The following is a 16,831-nucleotide window of genomic DNA, read 5'->3' on the forward strand; positions in this document are numbered from 1 at the left end:
TTTTTAATCGTATTTATCATGCTATTTCGTATCTTTGTATTGCTCCTGAGCGTCATAACGCTTGGGGGCTGTGTTACTGAAACGACCTATCCGGATCGTGACAAGAATGCACAGCCCTCAGAACCAGACAGTCTATCGGCCGCCAAGGCCCGCATTGCACTTGGTCTTCGTTACCTTAAAAACGGCGACTATGACCAAGCCAAATTCAATCTCACTAAAGCGTTAGACCACAGCCCTAACAACATTGAAGCCAACTATACGATGGGTTACTACTACCAGGTAGTGAAAGAGAATGAGTTGGCTGAAGATTACTACAAACGCGCCATTTCTCTTGATAGTAGTAATGGTGACGTAAGAAATACATACGGCGTATTCCTGTGCAGCCAGAACCGGTTTGAAGAAGCTGAATTACAGTTCCTGAAAGCTGTTGAATCCAAGACCTACTTTAAAGTCGCTGACAGTTATGAGAACGCTGCGCTTTGTGCGCGAAGTAACGGTCAGCCAGACAAAGCGGTTGAGTATTTTGACAAGGCGCTTACCCATGCGCCGAACCGAGCCAAATCGTTACTTGGACTCTCCGAGTTGAGCTGGGAAAACGGTGACCGCAAGCGTAGCGAATCTCTGCTCACTCGCTACCATAAGAGTTACAGTTTCAGTGCCCGCAGTACCTACCTGGCATTGTTACAGGCATACGCGAAAGGCGATGTGATGGCCGAGAAAAAGTATGGCGGCATCCTAACCGCTAAGTTTCCAGCCTCAGAGCAAGCCAAGAAGTACGTGTTGAGAGAATATCGATGACAGATGAGTTGGTTGATGACATTGAGGTAGTCAGCCCAGGCCAGTTACTTCGGGAAGCCCGAGAAAAGCTGGGTTGGACACAGCAGGATGTGGCGGGAAGGCTGAATTTGCGTGCAGCTGTCGTCGAAGCGTTGGAAAGCGATCAGTACGACGACAGTATCGGTGCGACCTTCATTCGTGGTTACCTTCGAACCTACGCTAAGCTGCTTGGTATTTCAGATGAGCTGATCATGGCCAGCTATGAACATCTGGGAGCAGCACAGATTCAGTATGCAGAGATGCAGAGCTTCTCTCGTCGAACAAAGCGTGAAGCCAGTGATAATCGTCTGATGATGCTCACATACGGCATTGGTGTTGTGCTGATAGTTCTCAGTGTGATCTGGTACGTGCAGGAGAGTGAGCCTCAGGCCGACCCTATCGCCAGCGCTCTTGAGGAACAAAAAGCAGATCTGGCACCTATAGTCATTGAGCCACAGCAGCCTGTTGAACAACTTAAGCCGCAAGTCGCTGACGAACTCCTTGAGCCCGTTGAACCTGCGGAGGCTATACCTGAACAGTCTCCTGACGCTGCAGCCGTAGCGCCCGAGCAAGAGGTGATTGCCCCAGCCCCAGCAGAAGAGTCGTTGGCGGGTACCAAGCTTACGCTCACTTTCACTGAGGACTGTTGGGTGAGCATTGAAGATGCGACGGGTGAGCGCCTGGCATTTGGTATCAAGCGTAAAGATTACGAAATGACCTTGGATGGTCGCCCGCCTTATCAACTTGTTCTCGGCGCACCAGAGGCGGTCGAGATCCAATACGGTGGTTTGCCGTATACTAAGCCTAAGTTTAAGCCGGGTCAGAGAGCCCGTTTCACCATCCCCTCTCAAGAGTAAAAGTTATGTTTAGCGAATCGCCTATTAGCCGCCGTCCATCCAAGCGGATAATGGTAGGTAATGTGCCTGTGGGTGGTGGTGCTCCTATCGCCGTGCAGTCCATGACCAATACGGAAACGACAGATGTCGAAGCCACGGTTGCGCAGATCAATCGTCTGAAAAACGCTGGTGCCGATATTGTCCGTGTATCTGTACCCACCATGGACGCCGCAGAAGCGTTCAAGCAGATACGTCAGCAGGTAGATTTGCCGTTGGTAGCTGATATTCATTTCGACTATCGCATTGCCTTGAAGGTGGCTGAGTATGGTGTCGACTGTTTGCGTATTAACCCTGGCAATATTGGAAAAGAGGAGCGTATCCGTGCTGTGGTTGATGCTGCGCGAGATAAGAACATTCCTATCCGTATCGGGGTTAACGGCGGCTCGTTAGAAAAAGATATTCAGGAAAAGTATGGTGAGCCAACACCTGAAGCGCTGGTTGAGTCGGCTATGCGTCATGTCGACATTCTTGATCGCCTCAACTTTGATCAGTTTAAGGTCAGTGTGAAAGCCTCCGACGTGTTTTTGGCCGTGGGCGCCTATCGCTTGTTGGCGAAACAGATTGAGCAACCACTGCACCTTGGTATTACCGAAGCCGGTGGCGCTCGTGCTGGCAGTGTGAAGTCTGCAGTTGGTTTAGGCATGCTGTTGGCCGAAGGTATTGGTGACACATTGCGTGTATCACTGGCTGCCGATCCGGTTGAAGAGGTCAAAGTCGGCTTTGATATTCTTAAATCGCTGCGTTTGAGAAGTCGCGGTATTAACTTTATCGCGTGTCCGACCTGCTCACGCCAGGAGTTTGATGTTATCGGCACGGTTAACGCGCTGGAAGAGAGACTCGAAGATATCGTGACGCCATTAGACGTATCTATCATTGGCTGTGTTGTGAATGGGCCTGGTGAGGCGTTGGTATCGGATATGGGTGTGACTGGCGCTAATCGCATGAGCGGCTTCTATGAGGACGGTGTCAGACAGAAAGAGCGCTTTGAAAACACGCAACTTATCGATCAATTAGAAGCCAAAATTCGTGCCCGTGTATCGAGGGAAGATCCGTCACAGAAAATTGAGATCAAGTCGGTCGATTAACCGCATTCACTCAAACACCTCTTTGCGGCATTATATCCCCGTAGAATACGGCCTGAATTCCTATCAGGCCGTTTTACGTTTAGTTGCAAACTCCCTATAATGCGCGCTCTAAATTTTAATCTGAAGTAGGGATCCTCTTCGTGGCAAAGCAGATCCAAGCTATTCGAGGCATGAATGATTGCCTCCCAGCGGATACGCCCGCCTGGCAGCAGGTAGAAGCAAAAATCCGCCAGGTTGTAGCCAGTTTTGGTTACAGCGAAATTCGATTCCCTATCGTGGAAAGTACAGACCTGTTCAAACGCGGTATCGGTGAAGTCACTGATATCGTTGAGAAGGAGATGTACACCTTCGAAGATCGTAACGGCGATAGCCTGACGCTTCGACCTGAAGGTACTGCCGTGTGTGTGCGAGCAGGTAACCAGGCTGGATTGCTGTATAACCAGGAACAGCGTCTTTGGTACATGGGCCCCATGTACCGCCACGAAAGGCCTCAGAAAGGGCGTTATCGCCAGTTCCATCAGTTTGGTATTGAGGCGTTTGGTGTCGCAGATGCCGAAATTGATGCTGAAGTGATTGCTCTGTCGGCCGAACTCTGGCGAGTTTTCGGTATCGAAGACGAAGTCGAATTGCAGCTTAACTCACTCGGCTCCAACGAAGCTCGTGCTAACTACCGCGAAGCACTGACTGCATTCCTGGTTGAAAATGAATCGAGTCTCGACGAGGACAGCAAACGTCGAATGCATACTAATCCATTGCGTGTACTGGACTCGAAAAATCCTGACGTGCAGGCTGTTTTGGTCGATGCCCCCAAGCTGGATGCGTATCTGGACGAGGAATCACAGCAACATTTAAAGAAACTGTGTGAGCTACTCGACGCTATGGGGATCCGCTATCAACTCAACGATAGATTAGTACGCGGCTTAGATTACTATAACCGCACTGTTTTTGAGTGGGTCACAGATAGCCTGGGTGCTCAGGGAACTGTTTGTGCTGGTGGTCGTTACGATGGCTTAGTGGAGCAGTTGGGTGGCAAAACGACGCCTGCTGTTGGCTTCGCCATGGGCATGGAGCGTTTGGTGCTCATGCTTGAGTCACTTGGCAAGCTCGATAGTATTCGTTCAACAGTGGATGCCTATCTTGTTGTGGCAAACGATGAGGCTGCCAAAGTAGGTGCGAAGCTTTCCCAGCAATTGCGCCGTGATAATCCAGAACTTCGCCTGATGCTGCATTGTGGTGGCGGCAAGTTCCAAAAACAGTTGAAGCGCGCTGACAAAGTAGGGGCACAGGTCGCACTTATTTTGGGGCAAAGTGAAATTGAAAATGATACTGTCACCGTAAAATGGTTGAGGCAGGACGTGCCGCAGCAAACAGTGACAGTTGCACAGGTCTCTGACCTGCTTAGTGAATTGATTTAAGGAAGGGTAACGCAGTGGAAATCTATACCACCGAAGAACAACAGGTCGAGGCGATCAAAAAGTGGTGGAAGGACAATGGTAACTTCGTCATTGTCGGTGTGATTGTCGGGCTTGTCGCCGTATTCGGCTGGCGTTTTTACCAGGACGGCCAGATCTCTGCCAAAGAAACAGCATCAGATGGTTATCAAGCGTTACAAACGACGATTGATGCTAAGGGCTATGAAGCAGCACCTGAGCTGCAGGCATTCATCGATGGTAATAAGGGTAACAACTACAGCCTGATGGCCGCTTTACAACTGGCTAAACTGTCGGTTGATAACGACAAACTGGCTGAAGCTGAAGCGCAGTTCAGTTATGTGATTGCCAATGCTAAAGCTGATAACCCATTGTACCCAGTAGCGGTTATGCGTCTGGCTCGCCTGCAACTGAGTCAGCAGGAACTCGATGCAGCCATCACAACACTTGAGTCTAACAAGCTGGATGCGGCATTTACCGCTGCGGTTGAAGAGCTCAAAGGTGATGTTTACGTTGCCCAGGGCGTTGTTGAAAAAGCCCGCGTTGCTTATCAGGCTGCTGTTGATGCCGGTGGTTTTGAAGTTAACGAACAGCTGCAAAGCAAAATCAATCAGCTCGCTGTGATAGAAGCAGCAGAGTAGGGGGCTTGATGGGTCAGTTAAGCAAAGCGCTGTTGTTTGCTGCCAGTATCTTGGCACTGTCTGGTTGTTCTCTGTGGGGCGATGATGAAGACGAAATCAAAGTCGCCGAACTGCCTGAAATCGAAGAGCAGTTCGAACCCGACGTAGTTTGGGACTATCAGGTTGGCGATGGTGTTGAGCACTACTACTCCCGTCTCCGCCCTGCCGTAGCCTACGGCAATTTGTATGCGGCCAGCCGATTTGGTGATGTGGTGGCGCTAGACCTGGAAACCGGAGATGAGGTTTGGGAGCAAGACGTCACACGGAAAAAACCAGGTTGGCTGTTTGACGAACGAATCAATGCCATGGTCTCTGGCGGTATTACCGCTCGCTATAAGCAGATCTTTTTCGGTACAGAAAAAGGGCGCGTGATCTCGCTTGATGCTGAGACCGGAGAGTTGCTGTGGGATGTCGAGGTCGACGCCGAAGTTTTAGCTCCACCAACCGTGGACCAGAGTGTTGTGGTGGTGAATACCGGCAGCGGTAAACTGTTTGGGTTAGATGCTGCCAGCGGTGAAAAACTCTGGACGTTCCAACAGGAGCTACCATCACTCACGCTAAGAGGTGTCAGCTCTGCGGCAACAGCACAAGGCGGCATTATTCTTGGTAAAGCCAATGGCAAGATTGCTGCACTATCTATCACCAATGGTATTGAGTTCTGGGAACAGGATGCCGCGCCACCAAAAACCGGTAGCGATCTCGACCGAATTGTTGATGTCGATGCTGATCCTTTGGTTGTTGCGGGCACTATCTATGCGGTTGCCTACAACGGATATCTGCAGGCCTTAGAAATGCGCAGTGGTCGTGCTCTGTGGCAGCGTGAGTACTCCTCTTATCGAGGCTTCAGCATTGATGGTTTCAATCTATATTTGAGTGACTATAAAGGGCATGTATATGCCATTGACCGTCGCACAGGTTTGGAGCTTTGGAGTAATCGTGAGCTCGAAAACCGTGGTGTCACTGAACCAGTCCCTTTTGGCAACTACGTTGTAGTTGGTGACTTTGAAAGCTACCTGCATTGGTTAGATCCTAAATCTGGCGCGCTGGTGGCGCGCTTGGAAGTGGGTGATGACGGTTTATACTCATCTGCAGTGGTAGCTGGTGAGACGCTGTATGTGCAGTCTCGAGATGGAACAGTTAGCGCTGTTCGTATGCCCTGACCGGTAGAGTTATTTTGCTCAGAACCCCGGCGATGCCGGGGTTTTTTGCTATTTAAATGAGGTTATAAATGACACCTGTGTTGGCTTTGGTTGGACGTCCTAATGTTGGTAAGTCCACCCTGTTTAACCGCCTGACCCGCACCAGAGACGCCTTGGTGGCTGACTTTCCTGGACTGACCCGGGACCGAAAATATGGCCAGGCAAGCTACCGAGATATGGAATACCTGGTGATAGATACTGGCGGTATTCACGGTGGTGAAGAGGGCATTGATGCTGAAATGGCCGATCAGTCTATGCAGGCGATAGAAGAAGCCGATGCAGTGCTGTTTCTGGTCGATGCCCGTGCCGGTGTTACCAGTGCTGATGAAGCTATCGCTGAACATCTTCGTCGCCAGGACAAGCCTGTGTTTCTGGTCGCTAACAAAATCGATGGAGTTGATGCTGACGTAGTTACTGCCGATTTCTATAGTCTGGCTCTCGGCGATATCCATGGTATCGCCGCTGCGCATGGCCGTGGTGTCACTCAGTTGTTGGATCAGGCATTTGCTCCGTTTCTCGAAGAGATGGCTGCTCTGCACCAAGAGTCAGAGGAAGATGATGAGTGGGCTGACGGTGAGTTTGGAGATGACGAGCAGGCGGTTGAAGAAGACGCTGAACGCCAACCGTTCGAAGATATGCCAATCAAATTGGCCATTATCGGCCGTCCGAATGTTGGTAAGTCGACGTTAACCAACCGTATTTTGGGTGAAGAGCGTGTGGTTGTGTACGACATGCCTGGCACCACCCGAGATTCGATCTATATTCCGATGGAACGGGATGAACAGGAATATGTATTGATCGACACCGCAGGTGTCCGTCGTCGTGGCAAAGTGACCGAAGCGGTTGAGAAATTCTCCGTAATCAAAACCCTGAAAGCCATTGAGGATGCCAATGTGGTTTTGTTGGTGTTGGATGCGAGAGAGGGGATCTCCGATCAGGATTTGAGCATTCTGGGTTTTGCGCTTAATGCCGGTCGATCGCTGGTGCTGGCGGTGAATAAGTGGGACGGCCTTGATCAGGTAGTAAAAGATGATCTTAAACGCGAGTTGGATCGCCGGTTAGGGTTTATCGACTTCGCGCGATTGCACTTCATTTCTGCATTGCACGGCACGGGTGTAGGACACTTGTTCGAATCGGTACAGGAAGCTTATCAGTCGGCAACCAAGCGCATTAACACGTCCATGTTGACCCGTATCCTGAAAGGTGCGGTTGAGGATCATAACCCTCCTATGGTGCAGGGGCGTCGAATTAAACTTCGTTATGCTCACGCGGGCGGGTATAACCCACCGATAATCGTGATACATGGCAACCAGCTTAGTGGTTTGCCTGAATCATATCGTCGCTACTTGATGAATTACTATCGCCGTTCGTTGGGAATTATGGGAACGCCTATTCGCATCGAATACCGAGAAGGCGTGAATCCATTTGCTGGTAAGAAACAGGAACTAACCAAGTCTCAGCAACACAAACGTCGTCGGATGATGAAGTTTCATAAAAAGAAATAGTACTTAATCAAGGGCCACATTCGTGGCCCTTGTTACACTTAAAGAATAGATTGATTCAAAGCGAGAAATTCGATGTCCCATGCTCACTGTCCTGACTGTCATGGTCTGTTGCAAGCTGAAGACAAAACCTTCCATTGTGCAAATTGTCAGCAAGATTTTTCCCAGCGTATTAATTGTGATGTTTGTGGCGAAGAGGTCGAAACCCTTAAAGCGTGTGGCGCTGTCGACTATTTCTGCAATCACTGCCAGTCACTCAAATCCAAGTCAAAAGTTGTTCGGAGCTATCACAAATTGTCGCAATAAATTTGCAACATTTAGGCATCTCTGCTAATAATTATTCACTATGAAAGCATTTATAGTCACTTTTTCTTCTGAGACCCGCCGACGCCGTGCACTGGACAGCGCGTAGTTCGGTTATTAGTTCCTAATAGATTTCTTGACTGGACGCCGCGGCTACATTTTGTACCGCGGTTTTTTTATGTGTAGGACACACGGTATGCCGCGGGCACATGGTACCCAAAACACTTCGTGGGGCATGCTAACGTGCAGGAGCGGCGATGTGTAGGACACACGGTACCCAATAAACTTTTCGTGAGGCATGCCTGTTCGGAAGGGCTGCTTGCCAGGAGGAAACTTATGTCGTCACTGATTCATCTGCTAGATAAACCAGAAGTTCATTTTGTCTCGGGTCTGGGGGATTGGCTGGTAGGCAGTGACGAGCGACGATACCTGGATTTTGTTCAGGGATGGGCGGTTAACTGTTTGGGACATGCATACCCTCAGCTGGCTGACGCAGTAAGCCAGCAGGCACATAGGTTATTCACACCCAGCCCTGCTTATCATAACGACAAAGTGATGCAATTAGCGGATAAGCTGACAACACTCTCTGGGCTGGACAGAGCTAACTTTGTGAACTCAGGCGCTGAGGCAAACGAGGCGGCCATCAAGCTTGCGAGAAAATGGGGGCAGCTGCATAAGAAGGGCGCTTATCGCATGATCACATTCAAAGATGGTTTTCATGGCCGCACACTGGCAACCATGTCCGCCTCTGGTAAACCTGCATTTGGTCCGCTATTCGAACCCAAAGTGGATGGTTTTGATAAGGTGCGGTTTAACGATCTGAGTGCGGTTGAGGCAATGCTGAGTGATGATCACGTTGCCATTATGCTGGAGTTGATCCAAGGGGAGGGTGGCGTTGTTGAGGCATCAAAAGAGTTTGTGCTTGGACTAAGAGTCTTATGTGACAAACACAAATTGCTGCTCATCATCGATGAGGTACAGACCGGAATTGGTCGTACAGGAGAGCTTTTTGCCTACCAACATTATGGTATCAAGCCAGACATCCTTACGTTAGGCAAAGGTCTCGGTGGGGGCATCCCAATCGCAGCGATGGTGGCCCAGGAGCACTGCCTATGCTTTTCACCCGGCGATCAAGGAAGTACATTCGGCGGCAACCCCTTGTCTGCAGCGGCAGGATTGGCTGTGTTGGAAGAGGTAGCGGCGCCCTCATTCCTGGCAAATGTTCGTCGCCAGGCTGAAAAACTCCGGAGTTTGCTGACGCAGATCTCTGACGATTTTGAGTTGGGCCATGTCTATGGTCGCGGTTTGTTGTTGGCCCTGAATACTCATGGCTCACATCAGGTGGATGCCCATGAAATTGAGAAGAGGGCATTCCAGGAATGCCTGTTGGTGAATGGGTTACGACCACACTTGCTGAGGGTGATGCCTGCGTTAAACGTGACTGATGAAGCTTTGTTGGTGTTTGATCAGAAATTACGTCGGGTTCTGCAAAGTTGCTCTTAACGTTGAATGTTTACCTGATCACAAATCTGTTCGCTGGGCTTTCGCTGTGACCGTTTGATTGATTTCGGTCAGTTTGTGGCGCCAATGTCTGCATAGGATGGGAGGGTATCTTCCTGTGCGGAGAATAAGCATGGAACTGTGGATGGATTTGCTGTTTGGTGACGCGATCGGTCTGATGTCTATGGCTGTAGTTATTGCGACTGTGGTGTTGCTCGGCTATTACGCCTGGATGTTCATATCAAAAGCGATGAAAGAACCTCCAGCCGACGATTCGACCTGCTAAGGCTCTCCCTGGGCCTGACATATGGGTTAACACATAGTCGCAATGTGTTAGCCCGAACTCTATGCTTCAATCACTACCGGAGTGGCGCGTTTTGTGCGCTTTTTTTACATGGTAACTTTAATTTCCAGTGTTACTAGCGATGCCTTTGCGTTCGCAGCAACAAACTCTTTTGTTCGCTCAATATGATTGTTGGTTGCGATTGAGAGCTAACTCAAAAACACGAGCCAGAGCTGCTACAGTGCCCGGGAAAGACTTGTCTTTATCTACCATTCACATAGACTGGCACAGCCTGAAATTAACAAGTTATTAACTAAAACGGTTTGCCATCTGCATGAGAGCTAAATTTGTTCAGCACTGTGTGCTGTCCTTCTGGCTATTTGTGATTATTTTCTCGCAGAAAACTGTGGCGGTTGAACTTGTTCAAATTCATCTCGAACCCCATTTTGCCGCAGCTATCGCGGACGTAGAAGCAAAGCCTGTTCAATCTCTCCCACAGCTGGAGGTTGCTTTTGAGCGGGCCGACTCGACGGACAAAAAATCCCGCGTTGCCTATCTGCTTGGGCGCGCATATGCAGCGGTCGGTCAACCCGAACAATCACTGGCGTACTATCAGGAAAGCCGTGAGTTATCGTTGGCAATTAATGATGATGAACTGATACATCGTGCTGATTATGGCATTGCGTCTATCTATCTTTATCATGACAACCCTTTGGTGGCCCTTGATATATTCAAACGACTACGTATCAGTGACGAAAAACGCGGCAATCTGCGCCGGCTCGGGTCTACTTTAAACAACATTGGTGTCAGCTATCGCCTACTGGGTAAGCCAGATCTGGCTATGCAGTATTTCATTGAGGCGCTGGTATACAAGGAACAATACGAAAACCCCATTTCAGTGGCGAGAACCCTGACCAATATCGGTGAGATACAGCTCGATCTCTCGCAGCTACAAAACGCTCGTCAGCGCTTATTGCAGGCAGAGCAGATCTTTGCCGAACACAAACGTGGCAACGACCTGATGCGTGTATACAGTTTGATTGGCAACATCGATGCCCAAGAGGGTGAGTACGATGCCGCAATGAGTCGCTATAAGTCGGCATTAGATTATTACCAAAAACACGGACCGGAGAGTGCTTTAGCGACTGCCTATCAAAACATCGCAGATATCTATGCGCGAAAGAAGCAGATAGATCGCTCCATTGAGCTGTTTGAAAAAGCGTTAGAACTTTCCGATAACCTGAGTGCAGGAGCTATCAGCCCTGAGATAGCTGTGCGTTTAGGGGAGGCATATCTTGGCAAAGGTATGCCTGAAAAAGCGATGCAGATTTATCAGCAGGCGCTGGCGCAGGTAGAGAAACGGGCACTGGTTGCCTATCGAGCTGAACTTTATCTCGGGCTTTCAAATGCAAGCGAAGCGTTAGGCGACTATCAGCAAGCCCTTACTTACCTTAGACAATACCAAACGAGTGCGTTGGGGCTGCAAAGCTCCGAAATGCGAAAACAAGCCCAAGAACTTCATCAAAAATTTGATGTTGCTGAGAAAGAAGCCTCCATCAGGTTGCTTGAGCAGGAGAATGCACTGCGAGAAACCGAGCTTGCGGCACAAGCTTATCAACGTAATTTTTGGCTGTCTGGCAGTTTATTGTTGCTATTGGCTATCTCGTTTCTCGCCTATTTTCAGCGTAGTAAGCGAAAATTGGCAGCTAACAAGGCGGATGTAACAGAAACCATTCTGGAAAAGAAAAGGGCGCTCTTTGCCAACATCAGCCATGAATTCCGCACGCCTCTGACACTGATACTTGGCCCATTACATCAATTGAAATCGAATCAAGTCACATCAGAAAAGCGTGGTCAGTTATTGGAACAGATCGAGCTTAACGCCAATCGTATGTTACGAATGGTAGAGCAGGTGTTGCAACTGGCTAAGATGGAAGCTCAAGGAGATAAAGAAGCTAAGCTGGTATTGCTTGATCAAGTTGTTAGCCAGACGATTTTGGAAATCCGACCGCTTTTCGAACAGAAATCTATTGTGCTGAGTTCGTCAATAGCACCCGATTGTTCTGTGCTGGGTGAAACCGAACTACTTGAAAAAGTGGTTACTAACTTACTCAGCAACGCTGTTAAATACACCCCAGAAAATGGCCATGTCGCCATATCGCTATCAGCTAGAGACGACCAACTTACTTTGATCGTCAGCGATAGCGGTATTGGTATGACGGATGAAGCTAAAGCCAAGGTTTTTGACCGCTTTGTTCGTGCGCACACCGAGGTCGAGGGGGCTCCGGGCGTTGGGATCGGACTGGCATTGGTGAAAGAGATTATCGATGCACATAAAGGCTCAATCTCAGTTTCCAGTCGCGTCAATGAGGGCACCAAGTTCACGGTCGTAATGCCCCGTTACCAAAGCTTAGATAAATGGGTAAAAAGTGACGCCGGTGATTCAACGCCAGTAATGACATCTGATTCCTCAGCTCCTCAACCAAACATAGCGTCAATACAGAGACAGGAAGAGAGTGCGGAGTCGGTTCCCTCTAGGTTGAAGGTGTTGATCATTGATGACCATCCTGAAATGGTCGCAATGGTGGCTGATATTTTATCTGCCGAGTATGACTGTCTTACCGAAACCGACAGCGAGAAAGCGGTGGAGACAGCAATTGAACAGGTTCCTGATCTGGTCATCACTGATTTGATGATGCCGGTACTTGATGGGTTTGAAGTTAGTCATAAGTTGCGAGAGCACACGGCTACCAGCCATATTCCTCTTATTATGCTGACGGCTAAAGGCGATGATGATAGCCGTTTGAAAGCCTGGCAAAGTGATATAGATGCCTATATATCAAAGCCGTTTAATCCCGAAGAACTGTTGCTCAGGTGTGCCGGCCTGATCAAAGTGCGCCGGATCGTCGCCAGTCACTTGCAATTGAGTACTGGCGGTAAACCGCTGTTATCACTGCAACCAACTGCTGCCAGTGATGACAAGGTTGTTCAAGAATCAGCGGAATCTGATGTACCTAATTCCGCCGTGACAACGCGGGATAAACTGTTTATCGAACGATTGGAATCTGTTGTTAACAAGCATTACTCCCATCCTGATTTTGATAAGGCCACTATTGCCAGTGCAGTTGCTATGAGTGAGCGTCAGCTACAGCGGAAAATGCAGGCATTATTTGGTCAAACGCCAACGGATTATGTCCGCAGTTTTCGTCTGGCTCTGGCATCTGAAGCTCTTAAAGCGGGTGAAGCTGTTACTCAGGTTGCGGCGACCGTAGGATTCTCATCGCCGGCCTATTTCAGTCAGTGCTTTAAACAAAAGTTTGGCATCAGCCCAAGTGAATTTATCAGGCAAAGCCAGGCATAAAATTCTCTGGCCGTTAGCATTCAGCGAGCGGCTTTTTTCCAACGTGTTCGCCGTATTAGTCTTTTTTCAGCCGCTGAAGTCATCTCCCAAGGCTTATCTCGGAAATCAGCATGCTAAACAAGCGTCTGTCTGTGTCCATAAAGGAGAAATGCTGGCTTTAGCTTTTCGGACATAGGGATCAGACGTCCGACATAGTCTAGAAATACGGACATTCTGGTGTCCGAAATCTTAAAACAGCTTCATTTAATCGAAAAATCTAACGCTTGCAACTATTTGAAATTATTAGTTTTACATCGTTTGTCCGTTATTTGTTAGTTCCTGTCCGATAGTTGAATGCCGAAATTCATTTCCAAACCTAATCTATGTCCAACATTTCGCACCGAGCGCTAATTATTCAGTTTTCTAGTGGCGGTGACAAAGATGCTTGGAGAAGGATATGGAGATGGTCTGGATTTGGAGAGGCGTTCTCAACTGTGCAGCCGCAAGTGCCTTTATCGGGCTGTTGGTGATGTTTGGAGAAGCTGACAATGTGGTCAAGGTCTGTGGTGAAAACGCTCGAATTCTGGCGGCTGAAGAGATTTCGAAAAACAGTTTTTTTGGCGCGGCAGAGACCATCGAGGAATCCAGCATCTACGAGTGCCGTCATGATGGCGAGACGGTTGGGTTTATTCAAAGTGACCAACTTTGGGTCGACTGTAAAAAGAGCTGCTCTGTACTTCTATCCAGCGAAGGACTTTCAGGGGATTTGACCCTTTACCGTGTCGATCGTCGGAACGACAGCTGGCATGAGATCCATACCTGGCACGGTGCGGCCAAATACATCAGTCGCATCAATGTAAATGGTTCAGCTTATGACGATGTCATTGTCATAGATGATGATATGACCCGCTGTATAGATGTTCGTATGGACGGATTGTCAGGCAAAGATTTGCTCAAAGGTGGTTGTGGCAATGATTTGATATACGGCAGTGGTGGCGACGACATGATCCTGGCTCAGACCGGCAATGACGAAATCTACGGTGGTACAGGGAATGACAGGATCTGGGCTGGTCATGGTGCTGACGAAATCTTTGGTCAGGCGGGAAGAGACATCATCCACGGCGCAGACAGCAATGATTTTGTTCAGGGGGTTGATGGCGAAGGTCTGTTTTTGGGCGAGCCTGGAAACTTGAGCCTCAGTGGCTTACTAGAGAAGCAGGCGGTTCGATTAAAGCAAAGGCAACTGCTTTCTTCTGCCTCGCTATCTGGTTCTGAAAGCCTGGACTTTGAATAGCTACATCAACATTTAGCCTTGAGGCTGACACAGAATATAAGGACCGAATTATAACGATAAGAGTGATTCCACGCGCATTGATGGCGGCCAGGGAGGCCGCCTTTTTTTTGTGTGTATTCTGACGTTGTTTGTTTACCCCTTCCCACAATAACATCGGTCACTTCACATTCTGAACATACAGAGTGGTTTGCCCGAGGCAGCATGATCGAAGTCCATTTCTAATCTGATTTTCTGAACTATCCTGATCGCAGTTTGTTAGAACAAGAAATGGAGGGCCTCGATGCCTTTTAATAGCAGTGCAATTCAAGAGATGAATGTTCTTTGCCGTTTTAACCTGGACTCAATGCAAAACGGCATTAAAGTTCATCACGATGCTTCGCCAGAGGTGGTAGAAGCGACCAAGCGTCTGTTTGACAAAGGGTTAGTAACCTTGCCTGATGGTGGTTATCTGACTGAGCTGGGAAGAGAAACTGCTGAACATGCACAAGCCATGGCGTCTCTATTGATGGCTGACTAGTTGTTTCGATTAACCGTGTGCTTGCAAGCTGCGAGCACACCTGGTTAGCGCTGCTCGCTCCCATACGAAATTCGCACAAAAATCTGACATCATCTGGCCTAACGTTAGTCCGCAAAGTGTCGCACCCACCTACATCCATTCGCCAGCTAATTAATCTTGACTAAACCACCGCCATCGGTTGCTCTAAAGTGGCTATCTGTGTAGTCTGCGTGCCCCATAGCCCTCTGTGATCTTTATCACTCAATTAATGGAGACTGGTTGTGATTTCTACTGCCAATATCACGATGCAATTTGGCGAGAAGCCGCTGTTCGAGAACATCTCAATCAAGTTCGGTGAAGGTAACCGTTATGGTCTTATTGGCGCTAACGGATGCGGTAAGTCGACCTTTATGAAGATCTTGAGTGGTGAGCTGGAAGCAACCGCGGGTAAGGTGATGCTGGATCCTAATGAAAGGATGGCAAAGCTTAATCAGGACCAGTTTGCTTATGAAGAGTACTCTGTGGTGGATACCGTCATCATGGGGCATGCGGAACTCTGGGCGATCAAAGAGGAACGTGACCGCATCTATGCGCAGGCCGAAATGAGTGAAGAAGATGGCATGCGAGTGGCGGATCTGGAGACCGAATTTGCCGAGATGGACGGATATTCGGCTGAGGCTCGTGCAGGTGAACTGCTGATTGGTGTAGGGATCCCGGTCGAGCAGCACTATGGGCCGATGAGTGAAATTGCTCCGGGCTGGAAACTCCGTGTGCTTTTGGCCCAGGTTCTGTTCGCTGATCCTGATATCATGCTGCTAGACGAACCAACCAACAACCTGGATATCAACACCATCCGCTGGTTGGAAAACGTGCTCAATGAGCGCAACTGCACCATGATTATCATTTCTCACGACCGTCACTTCCTCAATAGTGTTTGTACGCACATGGCCGACCTGGATTACGGTGAACTGCGCGTTTATCCGGGGAACTATGATGAGTACATGGCGGCAGCTACCGCCGCACGAGCGCGTTTGCTGGCTGACAACGCCAAGAAGAAAGCGCAAATCGCTGAACTCCAGCAGTTTGTTGCACGTTTCTCTGCGAATGCATCTAAAGCAAAGCAGGCCACATCGCGAGCAAAACAGATCGACAAGATCAAACTGGACGATGTGAAAGCGTCCAGCCGTCAGAATCCGTTTATTCGCTTTAATCAAGAGAAAAAGCTGTTCCGAAATGCGCTGGAAGTTGAAAGCCTGGGCCAGGGGTACGATGAAGGCCTCTTGTTTAGCGGATTGAATCTGCTGGTGGAAGTGGGCGAACGAATTGCCATCATCGGTGAGAACGGTGTGGGCAAGTCAACTCTGATGGATACTCTGGCGGGTATGAAGCCGCAGAAAGAGGGCCAGGTGAAGTGGTCCGAAAACTCCAATATTGGCTACTATGCGCAGGACCATGCCAGCGAATTTGAAGCGGATATGGATCTGTTCGAATGGATGGACCAATGGGGTAAGGAAACTGATGACGAGCAGGTGATCCGTGGCACCTTGGGCCGACTGCTGTTTTCTCAGAATGAGATTAAGAAGTCCGTCAAAGTCATTTCGGGTGGTGAACAGGGACGCATGTTATTCGGTAAGCTGATGCTGCAAACCCCAAATATTCTGTTGATGGATGAGCCAACCAACCATATGGATATGGAGTCGATCGAGTCTTTGAACCTGGCGTTGGAACAGTTTGAAGGTACCCTGATCTTTGTCAGCCATGACCGCCAATTCGTCTCTTCTCTGGCGACACGCATTATTGAACTGACATCAGACGGCATCAATGACTTCCATGGCACCTACGATGAATACCTTAAATCTCAGGGTGTAGAAGAGTAATCTTCTCCACCAGATAAGCTGATGTAAAAAAGCCCGCATAAGCGGGCTTTTTTGTTGTCACCTCTAAACCACCTCCTATGGAGGTGGTGATCGGCAATTCGGGGCTCTGCCCGTAGAGAGCCCATGCTAC

Annotated in this window: 14 protein-coding genes; all 14 read left to right on the top strand. The window is 49.0% G+C overall.

Annotated elements, in window-relative coordinates:
* The first annotated feature begins 18 nt into the window (after positions 1 to 18).
* The 14 genes from pilW (at position 19) to ABEA14_RS03745 (ending at position 16,701) form a co-directional block, all read left to right on the top strand.
* On the top strand, positions 19 to 798 hold the full coding sequence (gene pilW, locus ABEA14_RS03680) for a type IV pilus biogenesis/stability protein PilW (protein WP_345338495.1): 780 nt from the start codon (positions 19 to 21) through the stop codon (positions 796 to 798).
* Entirely contained in the window at positions 795 to 1,673 is an 879-nt protein-coding gene (locus ABEA14_RS03685; protein ID WP_345338496.1) for a RodZ domain-containing protein, read from the top strand. The genes pilW and ABEA14_RS03685 overlap by 4 nt, the downstream gene beginning before the upstream one ends.
* 5 nt (positions 1,674 to 1,678) lie before the next feature.
* Positions 1,679 to 2,797, top strand: coding sequence for a flavodoxin-dependent (E)-4-hydroxy-3-methylbut-2-enyl-diphosphate synthase (gene ispG, locus ABEA14_RS03690; RefSeq protein WP_345338497.1), 1,119 nt, complete (start codon positions 1,679 to 1,681; stop codon positions 2,795 to 2,797).
* Positions 2,798 to 2,937: 140 nt separating this feature from the next.
* Positions 2,938 to 4,212: a histidine--tRNA ligase gene (gene hisS, locus ABEA14_RS03695; RefSeq protein WP_345338498.1), complete on the top strand. Its 1,275-nt coding sequence runs from the start codon at positions 2,938 to 2,940 to the stop codon at positions 4,210 to 4,212.
* A gap of 14 nt (positions 4,213 to 4,226) precedes the next feature.
* Entirely contained in the window at positions 4,227 to 4,868 is a 642-nt protein-coding gene (locus ABEA14_RS03700; RefSeq protein WP_345338499.1) for a YfgM family protein, read from the top strand.
* A gap of 8 nt (positions 4,869 to 4,876) precedes the next feature.
* The gene (gene bamB / locus ABEA14_RS03705; RefSeq protein WP_345338500.1) at positions 4,877 to 6,067 is read left to right on the top strand and encodes an outer membrane protein assembly factor BamB; all 1,191 of its coding nucleotides are present in this window, start codon (positions 4,877 to 4,879) and stop codon (positions 6,065 to 6,067) included.
* A 68-nt stretch (positions 6,068 to 6,135) separates the two neighbouring features.
* The gene (gene der / locus ABEA14_RS03710; protein WP_345338501.1) at positions 6,136 to 7,611 is read left to right on the top strand and encodes a ribosome biogenesis GTPase Der; all 1,476 of its coding nucleotides are present in this window, start codon (positions 6,136 to 6,138) and stop codon (positions 7,609 to 7,611) included.
* A gap of 72 nt (positions 7,612 to 7,683) precedes the next feature.
* Positions 7,684 to 7,914, top strand: coding sequence for a zinc ribbon domain-containing protein (locus ABEA14_RS03715; protein ID WP_345338503.1), 231 nt, complete (start codon positions 7,684 to 7,686; stop codon positions 7,912 to 7,914).
* A 333-nt stretch (positions 7,915 to 8,247) separates the two neighbouring features.
* The gene (locus ABEA14_RS03720) at positions 8,248 to 9,414 is read left to right on the top strand and encodes an acetylornithine transaminase (protein WP_345338504.1); all 1,167 of its coding nucleotides are present in this window, start codon (positions 8,248 to 8,250) and stop codon (positions 9,412 to 9,414) included.
* A 130-nt stretch (positions 9,415 to 9,544) separates the two neighbouring features.
* A complete protein-coding gene (locus tag ABEA14_RS03725; protein ID WP_345338505.1) occupies positions 9,545 to 9,697 on the top strand; it encodes a DUF3149 domain-containing protein in 153 nt (50 codons plus the stop codon).
* Between the two features lie 331 nt (positions 9,698 to 10,028).
* Positions 10,029 to 13,055 (top strand): tetratricopeptide repeat protein, encoded by a 3,027-nt coding sequence (locus tag ABEA14_RS03730; RefSeq protein ID WP_345338507.1) that lies wholly within the window; start codon positions 10,029 to 10,031, stop codon positions 13,053 to 13,055.
* A 442-nt stretch (positions 13,056 to 13,497) separates the two neighbouring features.
* Positions 13,498 to 14,328 carry a calcium-binding protein gene (locus ABEA14_RS03735; RefSeq protein ID WP_345338508.1) on the top strand — a complete coding sequence of 277 codons (831 nt, stop codon included), beginning with the start codon at positions 13,498 to 13,500 and terminating at the stop codon, positions 14,326 to 14,328.
* Positions 14,329 to 14,608: 280 nt separating this feature from the next.
* Positions 14,609 to 14,845 (top strand): TIGR02647 family protein, encoded by a 237-nt coding sequence (locus ABEA14_RS03740; RefSeq protein WP_345338509.1) that lies wholly within the window; start codon positions 14,609 to 14,611, stop codon positions 14,843 to 14,845.
* Between the two features lie 260 nt (positions 14,846 to 15,105).
* Positions 15,106 to 16,701 (top strand): ABC-F family ATPase, encoded by a 1,596-nt coding sequence (locus tag ABEA14_RS03745; protein ID WP_345338510.1) that lies wholly within the window; start codon positions 15,106 to 15,108, stop codon positions 16,699 to 16,701.
* Positions 16,702 to 16,831: the final 130 nt, after the last annotated feature.

Source organism: Corallincola platygyrae, from assembly GCF_039544265.1.
GTDB lineage: Bacteria > Pseudomonadota > Gammaproteobacteria > Enterobacterales > Neiellaceae > Corallincola > Corallincola platygyrae.

Bases quoted from the DNA above. Each gene is read 5' to 3' on its own strand.
- ABEA14_RS03735 (WP_345338508.1), top strand. From the start codon at position 13,498: ATGGTCTGGATTTGGAGAGGCGTTCTCAACTGTGCAGCCGCAAGTGCC.
- ABEA14_RS03730 (WP_345338507.1), top strand. From the start codon at position 10,029: ATGAGAGCTAAATTTGTTCAGCACTGTGTGCTGTCCTTCTGGCTATTT.
- ABEA14_RS03740 (WP_345338509.1), top strand. From the start codon at position 14,609: ATGCCTTTTAATAGCAGTGCAATTCAAGAGATGAATGTTCTTTGCCGT.
- ABEA14_RS03715 (WP_345338503.1), top strand. From the start codon at position 7,684: ATGTCCCATGCTCACTGTCCTGACTGTCATGGTCTGTTGCAAGCTGAA.
- ABEA14_RS03685 (WP_345338496.1), top strand. From the start codon at position 795: ATGACAGATGAGTTGGTTGATGACATTGAGGTAGTCAGCCCAGGCCAG.
- pilW (WP_345338495.1), top strand. From the start codon at position 19: ATGCTATTTCGTATCTTTGTATTGCTCCTGAGCGTCATAACGCTTGGG.
- ABEA14_RS03725 (WP_345338505.1), top strand. From the start codon at position 9,545: ATGGAACTGTGGATGGATTTGCTGTTTGGTGACGCGATCGGTCTGATG.
- bamB (WP_345338500.1), top strand. From the start codon at position 4,877: ATGGGTCAGTTAAGCAAAGCGCTGTTGTTTGCTGCCAGTATCTTGGCA.
- ABEA14_RS03720 (WP_345338504.1), top strand. From the start codon at position 8,248: ATGTCGTCACTGATTCATCTGCTAGATAAACCAGAAGTTCATTTTGTC.
- der (WP_345338501.1), top strand. From the start codon at position 6,136: ATGACACCTGTGTTGGCTTTGGTTGGACGTCCTAATGTTGGTAAGTCC.
- ispG (WP_345338497.1), top strand. From the start codon at position 1,679: ATGTTTAGCGAATCGCCTATTAGCCGCCGTCCATCCAAGCGGATAATG.